Consider the following 18,071-nt stretch of genomic DNA (forward strand, 5'->3'; position numbering starts at 1 on the left):
ATCACCTCTGAAGGTAAGAGCAGCATGAATCAGCACCTCCCGATTGCAGTCATCGGTGCGGGCCCTGTTGGCCTGGCGGCCGCAGCACACCTGCTCGAACGCGGCCTCGAACCGGTCATCTTCGAAGCCGGCGCTTCGGCAGGGGCTGCCATCGAACAATGGCGCCACATCCGCCTCTTCTCGCCGTGGAGGTTCAACCTCGACGCCGCTGCGGTGCGGCTACTCGAGCCAAGGGGCTGGAAATCGCCCCGTCCCACCGCCCTGCCCTACGGCGGGGAACTGGTTGATGACTACCTCACCCCCTTGGCGGAGCTCCAGCCCATTGCTTCCCGCCTGAAGACCGGTGCCCGCGTCATTGCAGTAACCCGGGCCGGCCTCGACAAAACCCATGTCCGCGACCGGGACACGGCTCCCTTTTTGGTTCGGGTTGAACACGGTGACGAGGTGCGCGATTACACCGTGTCAGCGGTCATCGATGCCTCCGGCACGTGGTCCACCCGGAACCCCTTGGGAACCTCGGGGTTGCCCGCCATCGGTGAAGAGCGTGCAGCAGAGCGCATCTCTTCGCCCTTGCCCGATGTTTCCGGCAGGGATCTAACGGCTTTTGCTGGTCGGAGGGTTCTGGTGGTCGGCGCGGGCCACTCCGCTGCAAACACCCTGATCAACCTCGCCCAACTGGCCAAGGAGGCACCGGAGACCAGGATCCTCTGGGCCGTCCGGGGGTCCACCGCGGCGAAGGTCTATGGTGGCGGCGACGCGGACGGCCTGCCCGCCCGCGGCCAGCTCGGCTCGCGGCTGCGCAGGCTTGTTGAATCCGGCACCATCGAACTGCATACCAGTTTCGGAATTCGCTCCCTGACCGATTCAGAGGACGGAGTGACCATCACCTCCGGCGACGGACGCTCCCTGGTGGCGGACGTCGTCGTACCTTGTACCGGCTTCCGTCCCGATCTGGACATGCTCCGGGAACTCCGCTTGGACCTGGACCCTGCCGTTGAAGCTCCCACCGAATTGGGCCCCCTGATTGATCCCGAATTCCACTCGTGCGGCACGGTCCCGCCACACGGTGCGAAGGTGCTTGCCCATCCGGAGAAGAACTTCTACATAGTCGGCATGAAGTCGTACGGGCGTGCACCGACGTTCCTGCTGGCCACCGGCTATGAGCAAGTCCGTTCGGTATCCGCTGCCCTCGCAGGAGATCAGCTGGCGGCGGACACTGTCCACCTTGAACTGCCGGAGACCGGGGTTTGCTCCTCTGACGCCGGTACCAGCTGTGACGTTCCTGCTGTGGCACCATTGGCACCGCAACTGGCGGCCAGCGGCTGCTGCTCAACTCCAGAACCATCATTCGTTGGATTTCCCACCGGGCTTGCCCACGGTCGCTCGGGGAGCTAGCTGGCGATGCGGGCTGCTTAGGCGGTGACCGTGTTCCGTTCCCGGTAATCGTCGGCAGCGTAGACCCCGAGGATCCGGACTTCGGTGGTGAAGAACTCCAATTCCTCCAACGCCCGCCGGAGTCGTGCGTCTTCGGGGTGGCCTTCGACGTCGGACAGGAACATGGTGGCGGCGAACTCGTCACCCACCATGTAGCTTTCCAGCCGCGTCATGTTCAGGCCGTTGGTCGCAAAGCCGCCGAGAGCCTTGTAAAGGGCTGAGGGAACGTTGCGGACGCGGAAGACGAAGCTGGTGATCGCAGGGCCAGGCAGTTCATCCTTGCTGGGAAGCTCGCGTTCCCTGGCCAAAACAACAAAACGCGTGGTGTTGGTGGGATCGTCCTCTACTCCCGAGGCCAGGACGTCGAGCCCATAAAGGCCGGCGGCCAGCGGCGGAGCCAAGGACAGCTTTCGGGGATCGTTCCAGTCCCTTACTTCGCGGGCCGAACCGGCTGTATCGCCGGCGATCACAGGCTTGAGGCCAGCCTCCCGGATGATCCGCCGGCACTGACCAAGCGCGTGGATGTGGCTGTGGACCTCGGTAGCTCCCTCAATGGTGCTTCCCGGTATGCCCAGAAGGTCAAAGTGGATCGGCAGGAAGAACTCGCCCACGATCTGGAGCTTGGACTGGGGGAGGAGCACGTGGATGTCGGCTACGCGTCCGGCAATGGAGTTCTCAATCGGGATCATGGCCAAATCCACTTCCCCCGTGGATACACGCTCAAAAGCATCCTCAAAGCTCGCGCACGGCACGCTTTCGAGTTCGGGGAACATTTCCTTGCATGCGAGATCCGAATTGGCTCCGGGCTCACCTTGGTACGCAATCTTCTGGGCCATGATGCTCATGGTTACACGCAGGCCGCCCGGCTTCCCAACCGCGTCCACCCTGTGACTGGACAAGCGGGCGCCACCGGCCCTAGGTTCGCAGCAAGGATTGGGGGCCGCCGATGTCGAGTGCAACAACGTTCCAAGGGGACAAGGCGCAGCAGATCAACGAGCAGCGGGTTGCAAGGTTCGCGGGCACGATCATCGGCGTATTCACATTTCTGTGGGCATTCCTGATTTCAGGACTGATGGGCGGGAACGTCCTGGCAACAGCGCCGTGGCAGGTCGCATCACACGCCTTGAGCCTGATATCAGCGCTCATCATCCATCTCTACTGTCTAAGACTTGCTCACCGGACGAGTGCCTCCGGGCTGCTCTGTTACGCAGCCGCAGCGTTCTTCTTCGCCGACATCGCATTGGGCTTTCAGTACAGCCCGTTCTTCGGAATTGCCCTCATCGCTTGGGCGGCCAGTGCCCGCCGCCCCTTCCTTGCCGGAACGGGGGTGTTGGCTCTGGGGGCCGCCATTTCGGCCAGATTCGACCATGAGCTCGGGGGCGTCGTCGTAGGTGCATGCGGCGCGATCATTCTTGCGATTGCAGCCTGGCCAAAACGGAGCGCTGGAACGCAAAAGTAGGTGACAGACAACGTCGCTATGAGGGCTCATTGCGACGTTATCTGTCACCTGGTTGGGTAAGCGCGGCTTAGCCGTTGATAACCTGCGGGACACCAAGAGCCTTGAGGCCCTCGGCGCCGAACTCCAAGCCGTAGCCGGACTGCTTCGCACCGCCGAACGGGACCCGCGGGTCCACGGCGCCATGCTTGTTGATCCACACGGTGCCGGCCTGGATGCGCGACGCCACTTCGCGTGCGGCGTTCAGGTCGGAGGACCAGACTGAGGCGCCGAGTCCGACGTCGAGCGCGTTTGCCTTGGCGACTGCCTCGTCAACGGTGCTGTACTTGATGATCGGCAGCGCTGGTCCGAACTGTTCCTCGGCCACCAACGGGTTGTCGTTGTCAATGTCCGCGATCAGAGTCGTGGGGTAGAAGTAGCCGGGCGCGTCGGCGTCGGGGTTGCCGCCCAAAAGGACCCGGGCGCCCGACTCGCGGGCGGCTTCAACCAGGCGGGCAACGATGTCGTACTGCTGGCGGTTCTGCAGGGGACCGAGGACGTTGTTCTCGTCCAAACCGTTGCCCATGGGCATCGCGGCGGCCACGGCAACAAGTTCTGAACAGACGGCCTCGTACTGGGATTCGTGCACGTACAGGCGCTTCAGCGCAGCGCAGGTCTGGCCGGTGTTGATGAACGCGCCCCAGAACAGGCCCTCGGCAATGGCCTTGGGATCGGAATCGGGCAGGACGATCCCGGCGTCGTTGCCACCGAGTTCCAGCGTGAGCCTTTTGACCGTGTCAGCAGACGAGCGAATGATCGCCTTGCCTGTGGCTGTGGAACCGGTGAACATGACCTTGCCAATGGCCGGGTGTTCGGCAAGCCGGGCACCGACGTCGCGACCACCGGAGACGACCGAAAGCAGGCCTTCGGGCAGTTCCTGGTTGATGATCGAGGCCAAGGCCAGCACGGAGAGCGGCGTGTATTCGGAGGGCTTGACCACCACGGCGTTGCCCATGCGAAGGGCCGGAGCGATCTGCCACACGGTGATCATCATCGGCCAGTTCCACGGGCCAATGGCACCCACGACGCCGATGGGCCGGTAGTGCAGTTGGGCGTGGGTTTCGCCGTCGTCCACCACGGTTTCAGGATCAAGCGGCGTGGCCGCAGTGGCGCGAAGCCAGGCAGCGCAGGCGCCAACTTCGAAGCGCGCGTTGGGGCCGTTCAGCGGCTTGCCTTGCTCGCGGGACAGGAGTTGGGCAAGTTCTTCAGCGGAACGTTCGACGGCGTCGGCGGCCTTCATGAGCGCAGCGGACCGGGCGTCATGGCCCAAGGAAGCCCAGGCGGGTTGGGCGGCAGCGGCGGCCGAAATGGCTGCTTCGAGGTCCTCGACTGTGTGAACAGGTGCTTCGCCGACAGCCTCGCCCGTTGCCGGGTCAAGAATCGTGCGGCTGCTCTGTCCTGGGGCTGGGGTGATCGAGGCCAGCAGGGCGTCGTAAGTCTCCATTGGTACTCCGCTCGGGTAGTAAGTCTTGGCGGCCGTTGAGGCGCGCGGCGATGTTTCCAGTGTGGCCGGGGTCACGCGCGGGTGCCTTGTCTATGCACGAACGTCCCTTGACGGGAAGCGAACGCTTTCGGTTCGGGCGCCTTTGCCAGATAATCGAGCTTGTGACCCTTGCATCCCTCGCGGCCTTCGCCGGCCTCTGCCTTGTCCTGTCTGTGACGCCCGGCCCGGACACGTTCCTGGTGCTGCGCATCGCCTTGAACCGTCCCAGTGCGGGCATTGCGGCTGCGGCGGGGTCCGCGGCAGGCGCAATCATGTGGGCGGCGCTGGTGGGTGTGGGACTGGCTGCCATTCTGGAGCAGTCCGCCGAACTGTTCCGCTGGGTCAAGATTGCCGGCGGACTCTACTTGCTGTACTTGGGCGTCTCGTCATTCATCAAGTCCCGGAAGGCCGCAAAAGCAGCCAAAGCCACCGCCGCAGGAGGCGGCGCGGAGAACACCCCGCTCCCGTACAGCCGGCTGTCCGCTCTGGGAGCCGGAGCTTTGTCGACGCTGCTCAACCCCAAAGTTGGGCTGTTCTATCTGGCCGTTGTTCCGCAGTTCATTCCCCACGGTGGTGACACCATGGGCACCTCGCTCATCCTGGGCGTGGTGGTAGCCGTCATCGCCTTCGCCTATCTGTCGATGATCGCCGTCGTCGCGTTTAAGGCGATGAGGTGGCTCAAGCGTCCCAAGGTGAGCACCGCCGTCGAGCGCGTCAGCAGCGGTGTGATCGCCGGACTGGGCGTCGGAGTGGTGGCGTCGGGAGCCACCAGCTAACCCGCAAGCAGTGCGAGGTAGTTATCCAGCTGTCCGGCAAGATCCTGGGAGAAGTGCTCGGCGGGGGACAGTGCCACAACGATTTGCGCGCCGAGCATCATGTTCAGCAGGTGGTCGGCGACGGCGGCGTCCTCAATAGGGGTTTCAATTTCCCCTGCCGTGCGGGCTGCTGCGCAATGATCGGTGATGGTGGTGTGCCATTGGCTCATGGACTCGCTGTGAAGTGCGGCCATGTCCGGGTCGTTGAGCGCCTTCTGCCAGAACGGAATAACGATCCGGGCTTCATTGACGCGTTCCTCATCCAGTGGAAGGACTTCGGCGCAAAAAGCGCGGAGTGCCGCCACCCCGGAGAGGCCTTCCGTCACGGCGGTGATGCGCTGGTTGGTGCGGTTGAACACGTGCCCGAATGCGGAGGTGAGCAGCAGGTCCTTGGTGGGGAAATAGGGCTTCAGGGCGCCGTTGGCGAAGCCGGCTTCCTCGGCGATTTCCCGCATGGTGGCCCCTTCCATGCCCAGCCTCGCGATGATCCGCCAGGTAGCGTCCACCAGTTCGAGGCGTCGTTGATCGTGGTCCACAATCTTTGGCACTGAAGGGGCTCCCGGAAAAATAAATGGCGGACAGGTCTTGTGACCCATCTTACGTTTTGGTTATTCTCTACACCTATAGAAAATAAATCCTGACCCATCATAGGTCCCGGACAAGAGGCAGCCATGACGCCCACAGCAACTGAGACAGCAACCGGGACAACCCGGGAAACGCAGTACGCCCTGGCAACAGGCGCCGAGATCTCCCAGGTGCAGGGAATCCTGCAGGAAGCCGGCCACCTCGGCGCCGGGAAGCGGATCGCCTATTTGGGACTCATTGATCCCCCGCGCGGCCAGTCAGGGCAGGACCGACGCTTCCGCATCTTCATCCACGACATCGCCGGCGGCGCTCCCAGCGACGTCCTCGTCTCCGTGACCCAGGGCCGGATCCTGGAAGCCATCGAGCTCGATACCAAGGTCTCCGGCGAACTCCCCGTCCTGGAGGAGGAATTCGAGGTAGTCGAGACTCTCCTCGCCACCGATGAGCGTTGGCTCGCCGCGCTCGCAGCCAGGGATCTGGACGTCGCCAAAGTCCGCGTCGCACCGTTGTCAGCAGGCGTCTTTGAGTACGACGACGAGAAAGGTCGCCGCATCCTCCGCGGCCTGGCCTTCGTGCAGGACTTCCCCGAAGACAGCGCCTGGGCCCACCCCGTGGACGGACTGGTGGCCTACGTGGACGTGGTCAACAAGGAAGTCACCCAAGTGATTGACCTCGGAGTCATGCCCATCCCGGCGGAGCACGGAAACTACACCGATCCCGAACTGACCGGCCCGCTGCGGGAAACCCAAAAGCCCATCAGCATCACCCAACCCGAAGGCCCAAGCTTCACGGTCACCGACGGGAACCACGTGGAATGGGAAAAGTGGAGCGTCGACGTTGGCTTTGATGTTCGCGAAGGAGTTGTCCTCCACAACCTGGCCTTCAAGGACGGAGACCGCCTCAGGCCCATCATCAACCGCGCGTCGATTGCGGAAATGGTGGTTCCTTACGGCGACCCCTCGCCCATCCGTTCCTGGCAGAACTACTTCGACACCGGCGAATACCTGGTGGGCCAGTACGCCAACTCCCTGGAACTGGGGTGCGACTGCCTGGGTGACATCACCTACCTCAGCCCGGTCATCAGCGATGCTTTCGGCAACCCCCGCGAGATCCGCAACGGCATCTGCATGCACGAGGAAGACTGGGGCATCCTCTCCAAGCACTCAGACCTCTGGACGGGCATCAACTACACCCGCCGCAACCGCCGCCTGGTGATCTCCTTCTTCACCACCATCGGCAACTACGATTACGGCTTCTACTGGTACCTCTACCTGGACGGCACCATCGAATTCGAAGCCAAGGCCACCGGCGTCGTGTTCACATCCGCGTTCCCGGAGGGCGGCTCGGACAATATTTCCCAGCTCGCTCCCGGCCTTGGAGCCCCGTTCCACCAGCACCTCTTCAGCGCTCGGCTGGATATGGCCATTGACGGGTTCACCAACAGGGTTGAGGAAGAAGACGTGGTCCGCCAGGCCATTGGTGAGGGCAATGAGCGCGGCAACGCGTTCTCCCGTAAGCGCACGGTCCTGGCAAAGGAATCCGAAGGAGTCCGCGAGGCCGACGCCCGTGCAGGCAGGACCTGGATCATTTCCAACCCGGAGTCCAGGAACCGCCTGGGCGAGCCCGTTGGTTACAAGCTCCATGCCGAGAACCAGCCCACTCTCCTGGCAGACCCCGGCTCCTCGATCGCCAAGCGCGCAGCCTTCGCCACCAAGGATCTCTGGGTCACCCGCTACGCCGACGAGGAGCGCTACCCCACGGGCGACTTCGTAAACCAGCACTCCGGAGGCGCCGGGCTGCCGGCCTATGTTGCGCAGGACCGCGAGATCGACGGCGAGGACATCGTAGTGTGGCACACCTTCGGCCTGACGCATTTCCCCCGCGTGGAAGACTGGCCCATCATGCCCGTGGACACGGTGGGCTTCAAGCTCCGTCCCGAAGGCTTCTTTGACCGCAGCCCGGTTCTGGACGTGCCGGCAAACTCTTCAGGTTCAAGCTGCCACAGCGCGCCGGCGCACGGCGAGGCGCACAGCGCGGCCCACGGCGAGGGGCAAGGCGAGCACGGCGCGGGGCACGGCGAGCACGGCGAACCTGCCGGCCACTGCCACTAGAACTCCCGCCGGGACACTCACAATGGCCACCACGACAGGACGGGTCCGGGCTTCCGGGCCTGTCCTGCACCCCCGGACCTGCGCGGCCCTGACAGCTGTTTCCTGCGCAGTGCATCTGTGGCTCGCGGCCTCGGGACACCACCAGGCCTGGCTGGGCATCCTCATGATCGGACTGGCCGCAGTGTGCGTTCCGTGCACGGTCCACATCTGGCGGCACAGCCGGGTTGGCGCACTCCACCAAGTGACTGTCTCGGCACTGGCAATGGTGGGACTCCACGCCGTCCTGCTGCTCAGTGCGGGCGGTGCGGGCAGTGCAGGCGGTTCCGGACATGCGCACGGCGGGGGACCGGCGTCGAGCGCTGTTGGCGTCTCAGGTGTTGTTTCGACCCATGCGCTTTCGTCCGGCGCTGCCGGCTTGTTGTTGGTCATCGGACTGGAAATCACGACGGCGTTGCTCGCCGCCACGCTGGTGGCCCGCCTTCGGCGCTCGCGAACGTCCGAGGCAGCTGTGGCTTCCTGACCCTCTTTGCCGCACCGCTCGCCTGAAATCAACCCGCAGTGGTTGCAGCTGCGACTATCGGCAAGCAAAGAAGGTCAGGAAGCAACGCCTGAGCTACCCGGCCAGCGAAACCCGCGTCAGTTTGTCCGGGTTGGACACCTGGCGTACTTCCAGGATGCTGCCATCCGGGGCCGCCTCGCTCCTGTTGGTCATCGGACTGGAAATCACGACGGCGTTGCTCGCCGCCACGCTGGTGGCCCGCCTTCGGCGCTCGCGAACGTCCAGGGCAGCTGTGGCTTCCTGACCCTCTTTGCCGAATCGCTCGCCTGAAATCAACCCACCGTGGTTGCAGCTGCGTCTATCGGCAAGCAAAGAAGGTCAGGAAGCAACGCCTGAGCTACCCGTCCAGCGAAACCCGCGTCAGCTTGTCCGGGTTGGACACCTGGCGTACTTCCCGGATGCTGCCATCCGGGGCGGCGTCGATCACCAGGACATCGGAGCGGCCATGATGCCGGAGTACCAAGGCCGGCTCGCTGTTGACCTCGATGATCCAGGCGCGGACCGGCTCCTCGGGATCAAAAACCGCAGCTTTGCCAAGGATGCCGGTGAAGAAGCGCGCGATCCTTGCCGCGCCGAACAGCGGATTCATGGCGCTCTTGACCTTCCCGCCGCCGTCGGCCCACAGAACGGCGTCCCGGTCCAGCATGGCGACCACCGTGTCAATGTCACCCTGCTCGATCGCACCCACCAGCTTTTCCAGGGCTGCCCGGTCTTTGGCCCTGGGGGCGGGAGCTTCCGGATCAATCTCCAGCCGGCGTTCTGCCCGTGAAATCATCTGCCGAACCGCTGCGGGGGTCTTCTCCAGGATGTCCGCGATCTCCGGGGCAGACATCGCGAACGCCCGGTGCAACACGAGCGCCGCCCTGGCCTCAGGTGCCAGTTGCTCCGCAAGGTGCAGCAAGGCCAGCGACAGGAGTTCGCGATTGGCCACCGTTTCTTCCGGAAGCCTGGAGGCATCCAAGGGCTCCGGAAGCCAGGGCCCGGTGTACTCTTCCCGAACGGCGGCGAGTTGGCGTACCCGATCAACTGAGCGGCGCACGCATACGGTTGTCAGCCATGCCGGCCAGGAACCCACGTGTTCCGCGTCGGCCTGGCGCTCGCGCTTCACGGCGTCGATGGCCACCTCGGAAACCACATCCTCCGCATGCCCGAAGTCGCCCAACATCCGGTAGGCGATTCCCAGGAGACGGTTCCGTTCGCTCTGCCACGCCGACGTGGCTGACACCGTAAGAGTCATGCTGTCAACGCTACCGTTCAGACCAACGGATTCTTCTCATCCACTGGCGGTTCCATCTGCGTGCTGATGGCGATCCTGTTCCACACGTTGATGGTGGAAATAGCGAAGATCAGCCCGCCCATCTGGGCGTCGTCGAAATGGGTGGCAGCTGCGTTCCAGATCTCGTCCGTGACTGTCTCCGGACCCAGCTGCGTGACGGCGTCCGTCAGGGCAAGAACTGCCTGCTCACGGGCATCGAAGAACACCTTCGAGTGCTGCCACGCCGCCACGGCGTGCAGCTTCCTGTCCGGAATTCCGAGCTTCCGGCCGTCCGTGGCATGCATATCCACGCAGAAGCCGCAGCCGTTGAGGATGGAGGCGCGCAGCTTGATCAGTTCATACAGTTCCGGATCCACGGACTTGCGGGCGTAGCCTTCCAATCCGATGACGGCGGCATAGCCGAGCTTGTTGGTACGGCCGATGTTGATGCGGGTCATACTGACTTCCCTTCAGAGATGGTGCCTTACAACAGGAATGTCGGATCCCGCCCCCGAAGTGTGACAGGGGGCAGCCAATTGTTAGAGTCAGGGGCGTGCGCGCAATAGTCTTTGATGAGGTCCGGACCCAGCCCGAAGTCAGGGAGGTCGCCAAACCGCAGGCCCCTGTTGGAGGCGTGGTGGTGAGGGTGCTGGCCACCGGCATGTGCCGCAGTGACTGGCACGCTTGGGCCGGCCACGATGACATTGCCATGCCGCACGTACCGGGCCACGAGCTCGCCGGGGTGATCGACGCCGTCGGGGAGGGCATCCAGCATTGGAAGGTGGGCGACCGCGTCACCGTCCCCTTCGTTTGTGGCTGCGGCAGCTGCGAATGGTGCCTGGCCGGCGATGCCCAGGTCTGCCCGGACCAGCAACAACCCGGCTTCACCCACTGGGGTTCGTTCGCCGAGTACGTGGCACTGCATGCTGCGGACAGCAACTTGGTTGCCATCCCCGAGAGCATTGAATATTCGACGGCGGCAAGCCTCGGCTGCCGCTTCGCCACCGCTTACCGTGCCTTGGCAGCCCGTGCGCAAGTGAAAGCCGGAGAGTGGGTCACTGTAGTTGGCGCGGGCGGAGTGGGACTGAGCGCTGTGATGATCGCCAAGGCCATGGGGGCACGGGTGATTGCCGTGGACCGGAACCCCGAGGCGCTGGCTGTGGCTGCACGGCTGGGTGCCGAACACACCGTGCTTGCCGATGGTACGGACATCCCGGCCGCAATCAACGTCCTCTCCGGCGGAGGCAGCCACGTGGCGGTGGACGCTGTCGGAAGTGAACAGACCTGTGCGGACGCGATCCTCAGTCTTCGCAGGCGGGGCCGCCACGTCCAGATCGGGCTGCTCCCGTCCATCGACGGCAATCCGCAAGTGCCCATGGCACGGGTGATCGGCTGGGAACTGGACGTCCTGGGCAGTCACGGGATGGCCGCTGTTGACTATCCGGGCATGCTGGCGCTCATCGAACAGGGAGCGTTGCAGCCGCAGTTGCTGATCGAGCGCACCATTGGCCTGGAAGAAGCAGCCGCACTGTTGCCCGGCTTCGACAAGGCGAACCCCGCCGGCATGACCATGGTGGACCCTGCCCTTTAAGTCACTTCCCGCACCCAAGTAAGTAGCAGCAGAGCGCGTTTGGACCGCTCAGAACGCGCTTGACTGTAAGCTATCTGGGTTCGTCAACGGGACGGTTCCGGTACGCGGCGAGGTAGGTGGAGATGCGGCGCACTGCTTCCTCGATGTCCTCTACTGCGGGCAGGATGACGAAGCGGAAATGGTCCGGCGTGGGCCAGTTGAACGCCGTTCCGTGCGAGACCAGGATTTTCTGTTCCTGCAGGAGTTGGAGGACGAACTTCTCGTCCGAGGCGATCGGGTAGATTTCCGGGTCCAACTTCGGGAACAGGTACATGGCACCCGCGGCGGGGACGCAACTGACGCCTGGGATCGCGGTAAGGAGTTTCCACGCCAAATCACGCTGCTCACGGAGACGCCCGCCGGGACGGATGAGTGCCTCGATGCTTTGGTATCCGCCGAGGCACGTTTGGATGGCGTGCTGGGCTGGAACGTTGGCGCACAACCGCAGCGAGGCCAGCAGTTCCAACGACTCCCGGTACGCAGCTGTGACTGTCCGCGGGCCCGTCACGGCAACCCATCCCGCCCGGTATCCGGGCATGCGGTACGCCTTGGACAAGCCGCTGAACGTCAGCACGCAGACGTCCTCGGCTACGGCTGCGGTGTGAATATGCGGGGCGTCAACGTAACGGATTTTCTCGTAGATCTCGTCCGAGAACAGGACGAGGTCGTGCTTCCGGGCCAAGGCGGCGAACTGCTCCAGGATGTGGCGCGGATAGACGGCGCCGGTGGGGTTGTTCGGGTTGATGATCACGATGCCCTTGGTGCGCGGGGTGATCTTGGCTTCGACGTCGGACATGTCCGGCCACCAGTTCTCCTCCTCATCGCAGAGGTAGTGCACGGGATTGCCGCCTGTAAGGGTCACCGCGGCAGTCCACAAGGGGTAGTCCGGGGCCGGGATCAGGATCTCGTCGCCGTTTTCCATGAACGCCTGCAGGGTCATGGAAATCAACTCACTGACGCCATTGCCAACGAACACATCTTCGACGCCGATGGTCATCAGTCCGCGGGTCTGGTAGTACTGCGAGATGGCGGTGCGGGCGGAGAAAATGCCCTTCGAATCGCTGTATCCCTGCGCGCCGCGAAGGTGGTGAATCATGTCCACAACTACCGACTCCGGAGCCTCAAGCCCAAACGGTGCTGTGTCCCCGAGGTTCATCTTGAGAATGCGGTGCCCTTCGGCCTCCATGGCCTTGGCCGCTTGGAGGATGGGCCCACGGAGTTCGTAGCGGACATTCTGGAGTTTGCTGGAGTGCTGCATCGGACGCATGGTTGATCATTTCACGGCACCTGCCTGTGCGGGCAAACCGTTCCGGAATCAGAGCCAGCGAATCACCAGGGGAAGGCTCCTGGTGCTTGCTGAAACTTCCCGTTCAGCGCCGTTGACCGCCACAGCGAAGTGCTGGACCTCGTCAGCAGATGCCAGGACTTCAAAGTGGCCGGTCGCATCACTGACCGCCGCGGTTGCAGAAGAGTGGGCGTGAATGTAAGCGTCGGAAATGCCTTTGTTGTGCACATCCACCAGCCGTCCTCGGATACGGCGTCCGGCAGTTGAAGCGCCCACGGCAGCTTGGGCAGGCGGATCCGACGGCTCCTCGAAGGGGAGGGATACAGGGACGCGGACCAGGAAGCCCAGCCCTTGCCCCACTGCACCGGAGTACTCCTCAGGCCGGAACTCGCCGCTGGATACTACGGAGTACTGGCCGTGCAGTTCCACGGCCAGGAGCAGGCGCTCCATGTTCTCCAACTGCTCAGGGCCGTGGCACTCCACTGCCACCCTCAGTTCCAGGTCCAGTGCCGGCCCGTCACGGCGGGACCGTCCAACCCTGTTCAGGGTTACCGCCCGCACGGTGACCGGAGCGTCCGGTGGAGGAACGACGGCGGTGGGGGAGCCGTCGTCGAACCGCACGTGCTGGGGAGAGATGGCGTCGGAAAGTACCCTCAGGAGGTCGTACAGCGACGATTGCACATGGCCCACGGCAGAACCCCAGCCGGACAGAGATCCAGTAATTCAACTGGAACTAGGTTACTCCCGCTCTTCGGCGTAGTCACTGGGCCTAAGCCCCAAGCAGGCAACAGCAAGTGCTGTCACTTAGTTGGGTGAACCAGGCTCAGGCGAGGCCGGGGACGCCGTCGGTGATCGTGAAGGTCTTCCTGGTGCTGACCGGTGCGCCCGGGGTGGTGACCTGATCCAGCACGCGGAAGTCGGCGGTCATGGAGTCCTTGGTGATTCGCGTGTTCACGTAGCCGCGGTTGTCGTTATAGAACTTCAGGTGCGGGTTCCAAGCCATGGTGGAGTCGGTGGTGGATCCTGTGCCGTCGCCGGTGGAGGTGATGGAGGAGCACACCAGTTCCGAGCCAACCACTGCCGCGGCGGGGTCCTTGTAGTCCACTTTGAGGTCGGCGGCCCAGTGGCGGTGGACGTCGCCGGTCAGCACGACGGCGTTGCGCACCTTGGCGTCCACCCAGCCTTGGGTGATGCGTCGGCGGGAAGCGGCATACCCGTCCCACCCGTCCATGGAGACGTCGTCGATATCAGGGGCTTTGTCACGGTCCCGTTCGGCGAAGAAGACCTGCTGGCCCAGGATGTCCCAGCGCTGGGTGGAGTTCCTGAAGCCGTCCAGCAGCCATTTCTCCTGTTCGGCACCGGTGATGGTGCGGTTTTCATCAAGGCGTTCGGCCACGTTCTTCCGCCAACCGTCACCGGCCAGTTGATCGTCCCGGTACTGCCTGGTGTCCATCATGTGGAAGTTGGCCAGCTGTCCCCACTGGATGGTCCGGTAGATCTTCATGTCGAAACCAGCAGGGACCGAGGACGAACGCAACGGCATGTTCTCGTAGTACGCCTGGAATGCGGCGGCGCGGCGCTGGCGGAAATGCTCCGTGGTGTCATTGAGTTGGCCTGCGTCACTGTTCTCCGGGTTATCGTCCGCCCAGTTGTTGTCCACTTCGTGGTCATCCCAGACCACCAGCCACGGTGCGATCGCGTGCGCTGCCTGCAGATCGGCGTCGGACTTGTACTGGGCATGCCGCTGGCGGTAGCCGGCCAGGGTGGTGGTTTCGGGTCCTTCGTGGTCGCGGGGGTTTCCGCCGCCGATCACGTAGCTGCCCTTTTTGTACTCGTAGAGGTAGTCACCCAAGTGCAGCACCAGGTCCGGGTGGTCCTCGGCAAGGCGGCGGTAGGCCGTGAAGTAGCCGTGCTCGTACTGGGCGCAGCTGGCGAAGGCCATGGCCAGTGCCGCCGGGGTTTCGCCGGGCGCCGGGCTGGTCAGGGTGCGGCCCACTTCGCTGACGTGGCGCCCGGTGCGGAAACGGTAGAAGTATTCCCGCCCGGGGCGGAGGCCTTTGAGCTCGACGTGCACCGAGTGGGCGGTTTCGATCCTGGCATGTTCGACGCCGCGGGCTACTACGCGCCGCATCGCCGGGTCTTCTGCGACCTCCCAGGCGACGGCGACGTTACGCGAGGGCATGGCGCCCAGGCCGTCCTCGGCTACGGGGTTTACTGCCAGGCGGGTCCAGATGACGAAGCCGTCGGGCCACGGTTCGCCCGACGCGATGCCGAGGGTGAACGGATCGGTGCGGAGACCGGCGTCGTCCGCTGTAGAAACCGCGACGGCGGTCCCCGGCAACGCGGCTGACATGCCGGCGGCGATTCCTGCTCCAAGGCCGGCTGAAATGAGGGATCTGCGGGAGATTTTTTCCATAAGGCCGACCCTAGGAAGCCTGGGTTGACTGGATCGAAGGTGTGCATGAATGTGTGGTTAATTCTGTGACAAGGGGTGTCACTTGCCCTCGGGGAGCTGCCTGCCGCGTGGGGGCCTCGTCTATGCTCAGTTCATGAAGACGGGCGAGAGCCGTAAACGACCCGGAGTGGTGACGTTCTCGGTGGTGCTGATGTATATCGGTGGCATCGCCCAAATCCTGCTCGGGATACTGACGATTTTCCTGCGCTATACCCCCGAAGCCCAGTCCGGCGGCATTGCTTTGCCCATCACCTTGCTGGGAGCAGGCATGGTCTTGTTCGGTCTGTTGGTGATCGGACTGGCCTCCGGGGTGGCTCGCGGCAGCAACGCGGCGCGGCGTGGTGCAACGGCAGTCATGCTGCTGGGGCTTGTTTTTGCCGTGCTGGACCTGGTGATTGCTGCGGACGGAGATTGGTCGGCCGTCATTTCCCAAGGCATCGCTTCGGTCGCCGTGCTGGTGCCGTTGTGGGTGGGACGTGGTCGCATCTACTTCGAGGCGCGCTGATTGAACGTTTGGTGCAGGGCCTCCTGGGCATCCCGGTAGGCGACGCGGCGATGAACGAACCGGACGATCTCCACCAGCGCGATGCACGCCGCCGACGTTCCCAGGACAAGTAGTGCCGTGGGCAGGCTGGGATCGGTGAACTGCAGGAAGTCGCGGGCTATTGGCACCGAGTACACCAGGACAAGGCCGACCATCATCGCACCGATGACCATGCCCTTGAAGCGGGTCACCGGGCGCGAGAGCACCACCAGGATCCAGATGCCGATGATCGCCAGGATCAGCGTGGACCCGGTCCTGATCTCCGCTTCCGGAATCTGCAGGTTCGCCGCAAGGCGGGCATAGGAGGCGAGCCCCAGTGTCACCGACAAGCCCGCCGGGACGGCAAAGGTCAGTGAGCGGCGCAGGAAACCGGGGATGTACCGCTGGGCGTTGGGCAGCAAGGCCAGGAAGAACGCCGGTATGCCGATGGTCAAACCGTCAGTGACGGACAGTTGCCGCGGAAGGAAAGGAAATGGCAGCAGGAGGATGCCGAAGGCGATGGCCAGGAACGTGGCATAAGCGGTCTTGGTCAGGAACAGCATGGAGACGCGCTCGATGTTGGCGATGACCTGTCGGCCCTCGGCCACCACTGAGGGCAGGTGGGAGAACTTGCCGTCCAGGAGCACCAGCCGGGCCACGGCCTTGGTGGCTGCCGCCCCGGAGTTCATCGCCACACCTATATCGGCTTCTTTGATGGCCAAGGCATCGTTGACGCCGTCGCCGGTCATGGCCACTGTGCGGCCGGCGGACTTGAGAACCACCACGATCCTCTTCTTCTGGTCCGGGGTGACGCGTCCAAAGACCACGTGGTTGTTGATGACCTCCAGCAGTTCCTGGTCGTCGTCGGGCAGTTCCCGGGCATCGAAGCCATAGGGCGCCTCCAGCCCGACTTCCCGGGCTATTGCGGCAACGGTCTGCGGGTTGTCACCGGAAATGATCCGGACGTCCACGTCCTGCGCCGCGAAGTAGGTGAGTGTTTCGGCGGCGTCGGGGCGGATGTTCTCCTTGAACGTCAGTAGGGCAACCGGGACCGCGTCTGTTGGTACGGTCTCGTCATCGGTGGGCGTGCCGTGGGCCAGCACCAGTGTGCGCCGGCCGGTGGCAGCCAGCTCTACGGCCCGGGCGGCAAGCTGCTGCCGCACAGGATCGGTGGAACTCTGCCCCGGGAACACCATTTCGGGGCCGCCCAGGATCCACATTCCGTCGTCGAAAACAACCGCGCTCCACTTACGCGCCGAAGAAAACGGCACGCGGTCTGCCGGCGGCTCTGCGGGAGGCTCGGTGAAATGACCGGCAAGGCTCCGGGCCGTGGCATTGGCATCGTTCTGCACGCCGTACCAAGAAAGCACAGCCTCCCAGCCCAGGCGGTGCGTCAAAGGATGGGCGGCGTCGAAAACGATGTCGCCCTGGGTGAGGGTGCCGGTCTTATCGAGGCAGATGATATCCACGCGCGCCAGCCCCTCGACCGCCGGAAGCTCCTGCACGAGGACCTGTTGCCGGGCCAGCTTTACCGCCCCGACGGCGAAGGTGATGCTGGTCATCAGTACCAGTCCCAAAGGAACCATGGCGACGACGGCGGCAATGGTCGCCGTCGCAGCGTCCCGCCACGCTCCACTCGCCGAAGCTTCGGCCCACCCGCCCTGGGCAATCATCTGGGCATTCAGGACCAGCAACGCCACCGGACCCACGAACCAAGTGACCCATTTCAGGACCCGGTCGATCGAGGACCGCAGTTCTGAAGCCACCAGGGAGAAGCGCTTGGCCTCCGCCGCCAGGGAGTTCGCGAAGGAGTCTGCGCCTACCCGGTCCACCACGGCTGTTCCTTCACCGGCCACCACCACGGATCCTGACAGGACACGGTCGTCGTCGGCCTTTTCAACGGGGTCGGATTCGCCGGTCAGCATGGATTCATCCACTTGGAGGCCCCGTGATCCGGCTACCAGTCCGTCGGCGGGCACTTGGTCACCGGCACGGAGGACCAGGGTGTCATCCAGCACTACGTCGTCCAGGTCGATTTCGGCCTCGGAGCCGTCGCGCATCACCCTGGCGTGCGGGGCGTTCAGGAGGGCAAGGCGGTCCAAGGCACGCTTGGCCCGGTACTCCTGGACGCTGCCGATCACCGCGTTGGCCACGGCACTGAACCCGAACAAGGCATCCTGCCAGCGGCCGATCGCAAACAGGACAATGAAGCAGGCCAGGATGATGCCGTTGAACAGGGTGAGCACGTTGGCGCGGACAATGCTCCACACGCTGCGGCTGGTGTCCTGGACGAAGGCGTTGGTTTGTCCCGCGGCCACCCGCGCAGCAACTTCGGCAGCGCTCAATCCCTGGGCCGATCCACCCGCTGGACGGACTGCCGCCGGTGATTGGTGCTTGTCCTCTGGCACGCATGCCCCCAGTTGTTGTGCTGATCAGATCAC

General features: G+C 64.0%; 17 protein-coding genes. 7 read left to right on the forward strand and 10 right to left on the reverse strand.

From position 1 onward, the window contains the following. Nucleotides 1-24 precede the first annotated feature (24 nt). Nucleotides 25-1,395: an NAD(P)-binding domain-containing protein gene (locus AC6JA3_RS02900; RefSeq protein ID WP_347782533.1), complete on the forward strand. Its 1,371-nt coding sequence runs from the start codon at nucleotides 25-27 to the stop codon at nucleotides 1,393-1,395. 17 nt (nucleotides 1,396-1,412) lie between these two features. Here the strand turns inward: AC6JA3_RS02900 and AC6JA3_RS02905 are convergent, their stop codons facing one another. Continuing rightward, the gene (locus AC6JA3_RS02905; protein WP_026543384.1) at nucleotides 1,413-2,270 is read right to left on the reverse strand and encodes a prephenate dehydratase; all 858 of its coding nucleotides are present in this window, start codon (nucleotides 2,268-2,270) and stop codon (nucleotides 1,413-1,415) included. 110 nt (nucleotides 2,271-2,380) lie between these two features. On the opposite strand from AC6JA3_RS02905, the gene AC6JA3_RS02910 reads away from it, so the two are divergent. After that, nucleotides 2,381-2,893, forward strand: coding sequence for a hypothetical protein (locus AC6JA3_RS02910; protein WP_347782534.1), 513 nt, complete (start codon nucleotides 2,381-2,383; stop codon nucleotides 2,891-2,893). Nucleotides 2,894-2,960: 67 nt separating this feature from the next. Here the strand turns inward: AC6JA3_RS02910 and AC6JA3_RS02915 are convergent, their stop codons facing one another. Continuing rightward, nucleotides 2,961-4,373: an aldehyde dehydrogenase family protein gene (locus tag AC6JA3_RS02915; RefSeq protein ID WP_347783627.1), complete on the reverse strand. Its 1,413-nt coding sequence runs from the start codon at nucleotides 4,371-4,373 to the stop codon at nucleotides 2,961-2,963. A 161-nt stretch (nucleotides 4,374-4,534) separates the two neighbouring features. Here AC6JA3_RS02915 and AC6JA3_RS02920 point away from each other — a divergent pair, with 161 nt between their 5' ends. Then, on the forward strand, nucleotides 4,535-5,188 hold the full coding sequence (locus tag AC6JA3_RS02920; protein WP_026547873.1) for a LysE family translocator: 654 nt from the start codon (nucleotides 4,535-4,537) through the stop codon (nucleotides 5,186-5,188). Here AC6JA3_RS02920 and AC6JA3_RS02925 read toward each other — a convergent pair. Then, nucleotides 5,185-5,775 (reverse strand): TetR/AcrR family transcriptional regulator, encoded by a 591-nt coding sequence (locus tag AC6JA3_RS02925; RefSeq protein WP_026543388.1) that lies wholly within the window; start codon nucleotides 5,773-5,775, stop codon nucleotides 5,185-5,187. The two genes, AC6JA3_RS02920 and AC6JA3_RS02925, sit on opposite strands and share 4 nt — an antisense overlap. A 123-nt stretch (nucleotides 5,776-5,898) precedes the next feature. Here AC6JA3_RS02925 and AC6JA3_RS02930 point away from each other — a divergent pair, with 123 nt between their 5' ends. After that, nucleotides 5,899-7,923 carry a primary-amine oxidase gene (locus AC6JA3_RS02930; protein WP_347782535.1) on the forward strand — a complete coding sequence of 675 codons (2,025 nt, stop codon included), beginning with the start codon at nucleotides 5,899-5,901 and terminating at the stop codon, nucleotides 7,921-7,923. A 22-nt stretch (nucleotides 7,924-7,945) separates the two neighbouring features. Further along, entirely contained in the window at nucleotides 7,946-8,443 is a 498-nt protein-coding gene (locus AC6JA3_RS02935; protein ID WP_347782536.1) for a hypothetical protein, read from the forward strand. Nucleotides 8,444-8,536: 93 nt separating this feature from the next. Here the strand turns inward: AC6JA3_RS02935 and AC6JA3_RS02940 are convergent, their stop codons facing one another. The 3 genes from AC6JA3_RS02940 to AC6JA3_RS02950 form a co-directional block, all read right to left on the reverse strand. Beyond that, nucleotides 8,537-8,758, reverse strand: coding sequence for a hypothetical protein (locus AC6JA3_RS02940; protein WP_347782537.1), 222 nt, complete (start codon nucleotides 8,756-8,758; stop codon nucleotides 8,537-8,539). A gap of 61 nt (nucleotides 8,759-8,819) precedes the next feature. Then, nucleotides 8,820-9,719 (reverse strand): sigma-70 family RNA polymerase sigma factor, encoded by a 900-nt coding sequence (locus tag AC6JA3_RS02945; RefSeq protein ID WP_347782538.1) that lies wholly within the window; start codon nucleotides 9,717-9,719, stop codon nucleotides 8,820-8,822. Nucleotides 9,720-9,736: 17 nt separating this feature from the next. Beyond that, the gene (locus tag AC6JA3_RS02950) at nucleotides 9,737-10,195 is read right to left on the reverse strand and encodes a carboxymuconolactone decarboxylase family protein (RefSeq protein ID WP_026543393.1); all 459 of its coding nucleotides are present in this window, start codon (nucleotides 10,193-10,195) and stop codon (nucleotides 9,737-9,739) included. Nucleotides 10,196-10,290: 95 nt separating this feature from the next. Here AC6JA3_RS02950 and AC6JA3_RS02955 point away from each other — a divergent pair, with 95 nt between their 5' ends. After that, nucleotides 10,291-11,328 carry a zinc-dependent alcohol dehydrogenase family protein gene (locus AC6JA3_RS02955; protein ID WP_223943836.1) on the forward strand — a complete coding sequence of 346 codons (1,038 nt, stop codon included), beginning with the start codon at nucleotides 10,291-10,293 and terminating at the stop codon, nucleotides 11,326-11,328. Between the two features lie 70 nt (nucleotides 11,329-11,398). Here AC6JA3_RS02955 and AC6JA3_RS02960 read toward each other — a convergent pair whose 3' ends face one another. The 3 genes from AC6JA3_RS02960 to AC6JA3_RS02970 form a co-directional block, all read right to left on the reverse strand. Continuing rightward, on the reverse strand, nucleotides 11,399-12,634 hold the full coding sequence (locus AC6JA3_RS02960; RefSeq protein ID WP_026543395.1) for a pyridoxal phosphate-dependent aminotransferase: 1,236 nt from the start codon (nucleotides 12,632-12,634) through the stop codon (nucleotides 11,399-11,401). Nucleotides 12,635-12,682: 48 nt separating this feature from the next. Further along, nucleotides 12,683-13,342 (reverse strand): hypothetical protein, encoded by a 660-nt coding sequence (locus AC6JA3_RS02965; protein WP_026543396.1) that lies wholly within the window; start codon nucleotides 13,340-13,342, stop codon nucleotides 12,683-12,685. A gap of 133 nt (nucleotides 13,343-13,475) precedes the next feature. Next, complete coding sequence (locus AC6JA3_RS02970; protein ID WP_347782541.1) at nucleotides 13,476-15,068, reverse strand: alkaline phosphatase D family protein; 1,593 nt, start codon at nucleotides 15,066-15,068, stop codon at nucleotides 13,476-13,478. A 133-nt stretch (nucleotides 15,069-15,201) separates the two neighbouring features. Here AC6JA3_RS02970 and AC6JA3_RS02975 point away from each other — a divergent pair, with 133 nt between their 5' ends. Continuing rightward, nucleotides 15,202-15,612, forward strand: a complete 411-nt coding sequence (locus AC6JA3_RS02975) for a hypothetical protein (protein WP_347782542.1) — start codon at nucleotides 15,202-15,204, stop codon at nucleotides 15,610-15,612. Here the strand turns inward: AC6JA3_RS02975 and AC6JA3_RS02980 are convergent. Beyond that, complete coding sequence (locus AC6JA3_RS02980; RefSeq protein ID WP_347782543.1) at nucleotides 15,594-18,038, reverse strand: HAD-IC family P-type ATPase; 2,445 nt, start codon at nucleotides 18,036-18,038, stop codon at nucleotides 15,594-15,596. The genes AC6JA3_RS02975 and AC6JA3_RS02980 overlap by 19 nt on opposite strands. Nucleotides 18,039-18,071 lie beyond the last annotated feature (33 nt).

This window comes from Arthrobacter sp. TmtSoilC79 (genome assembly GCF_059739405.1).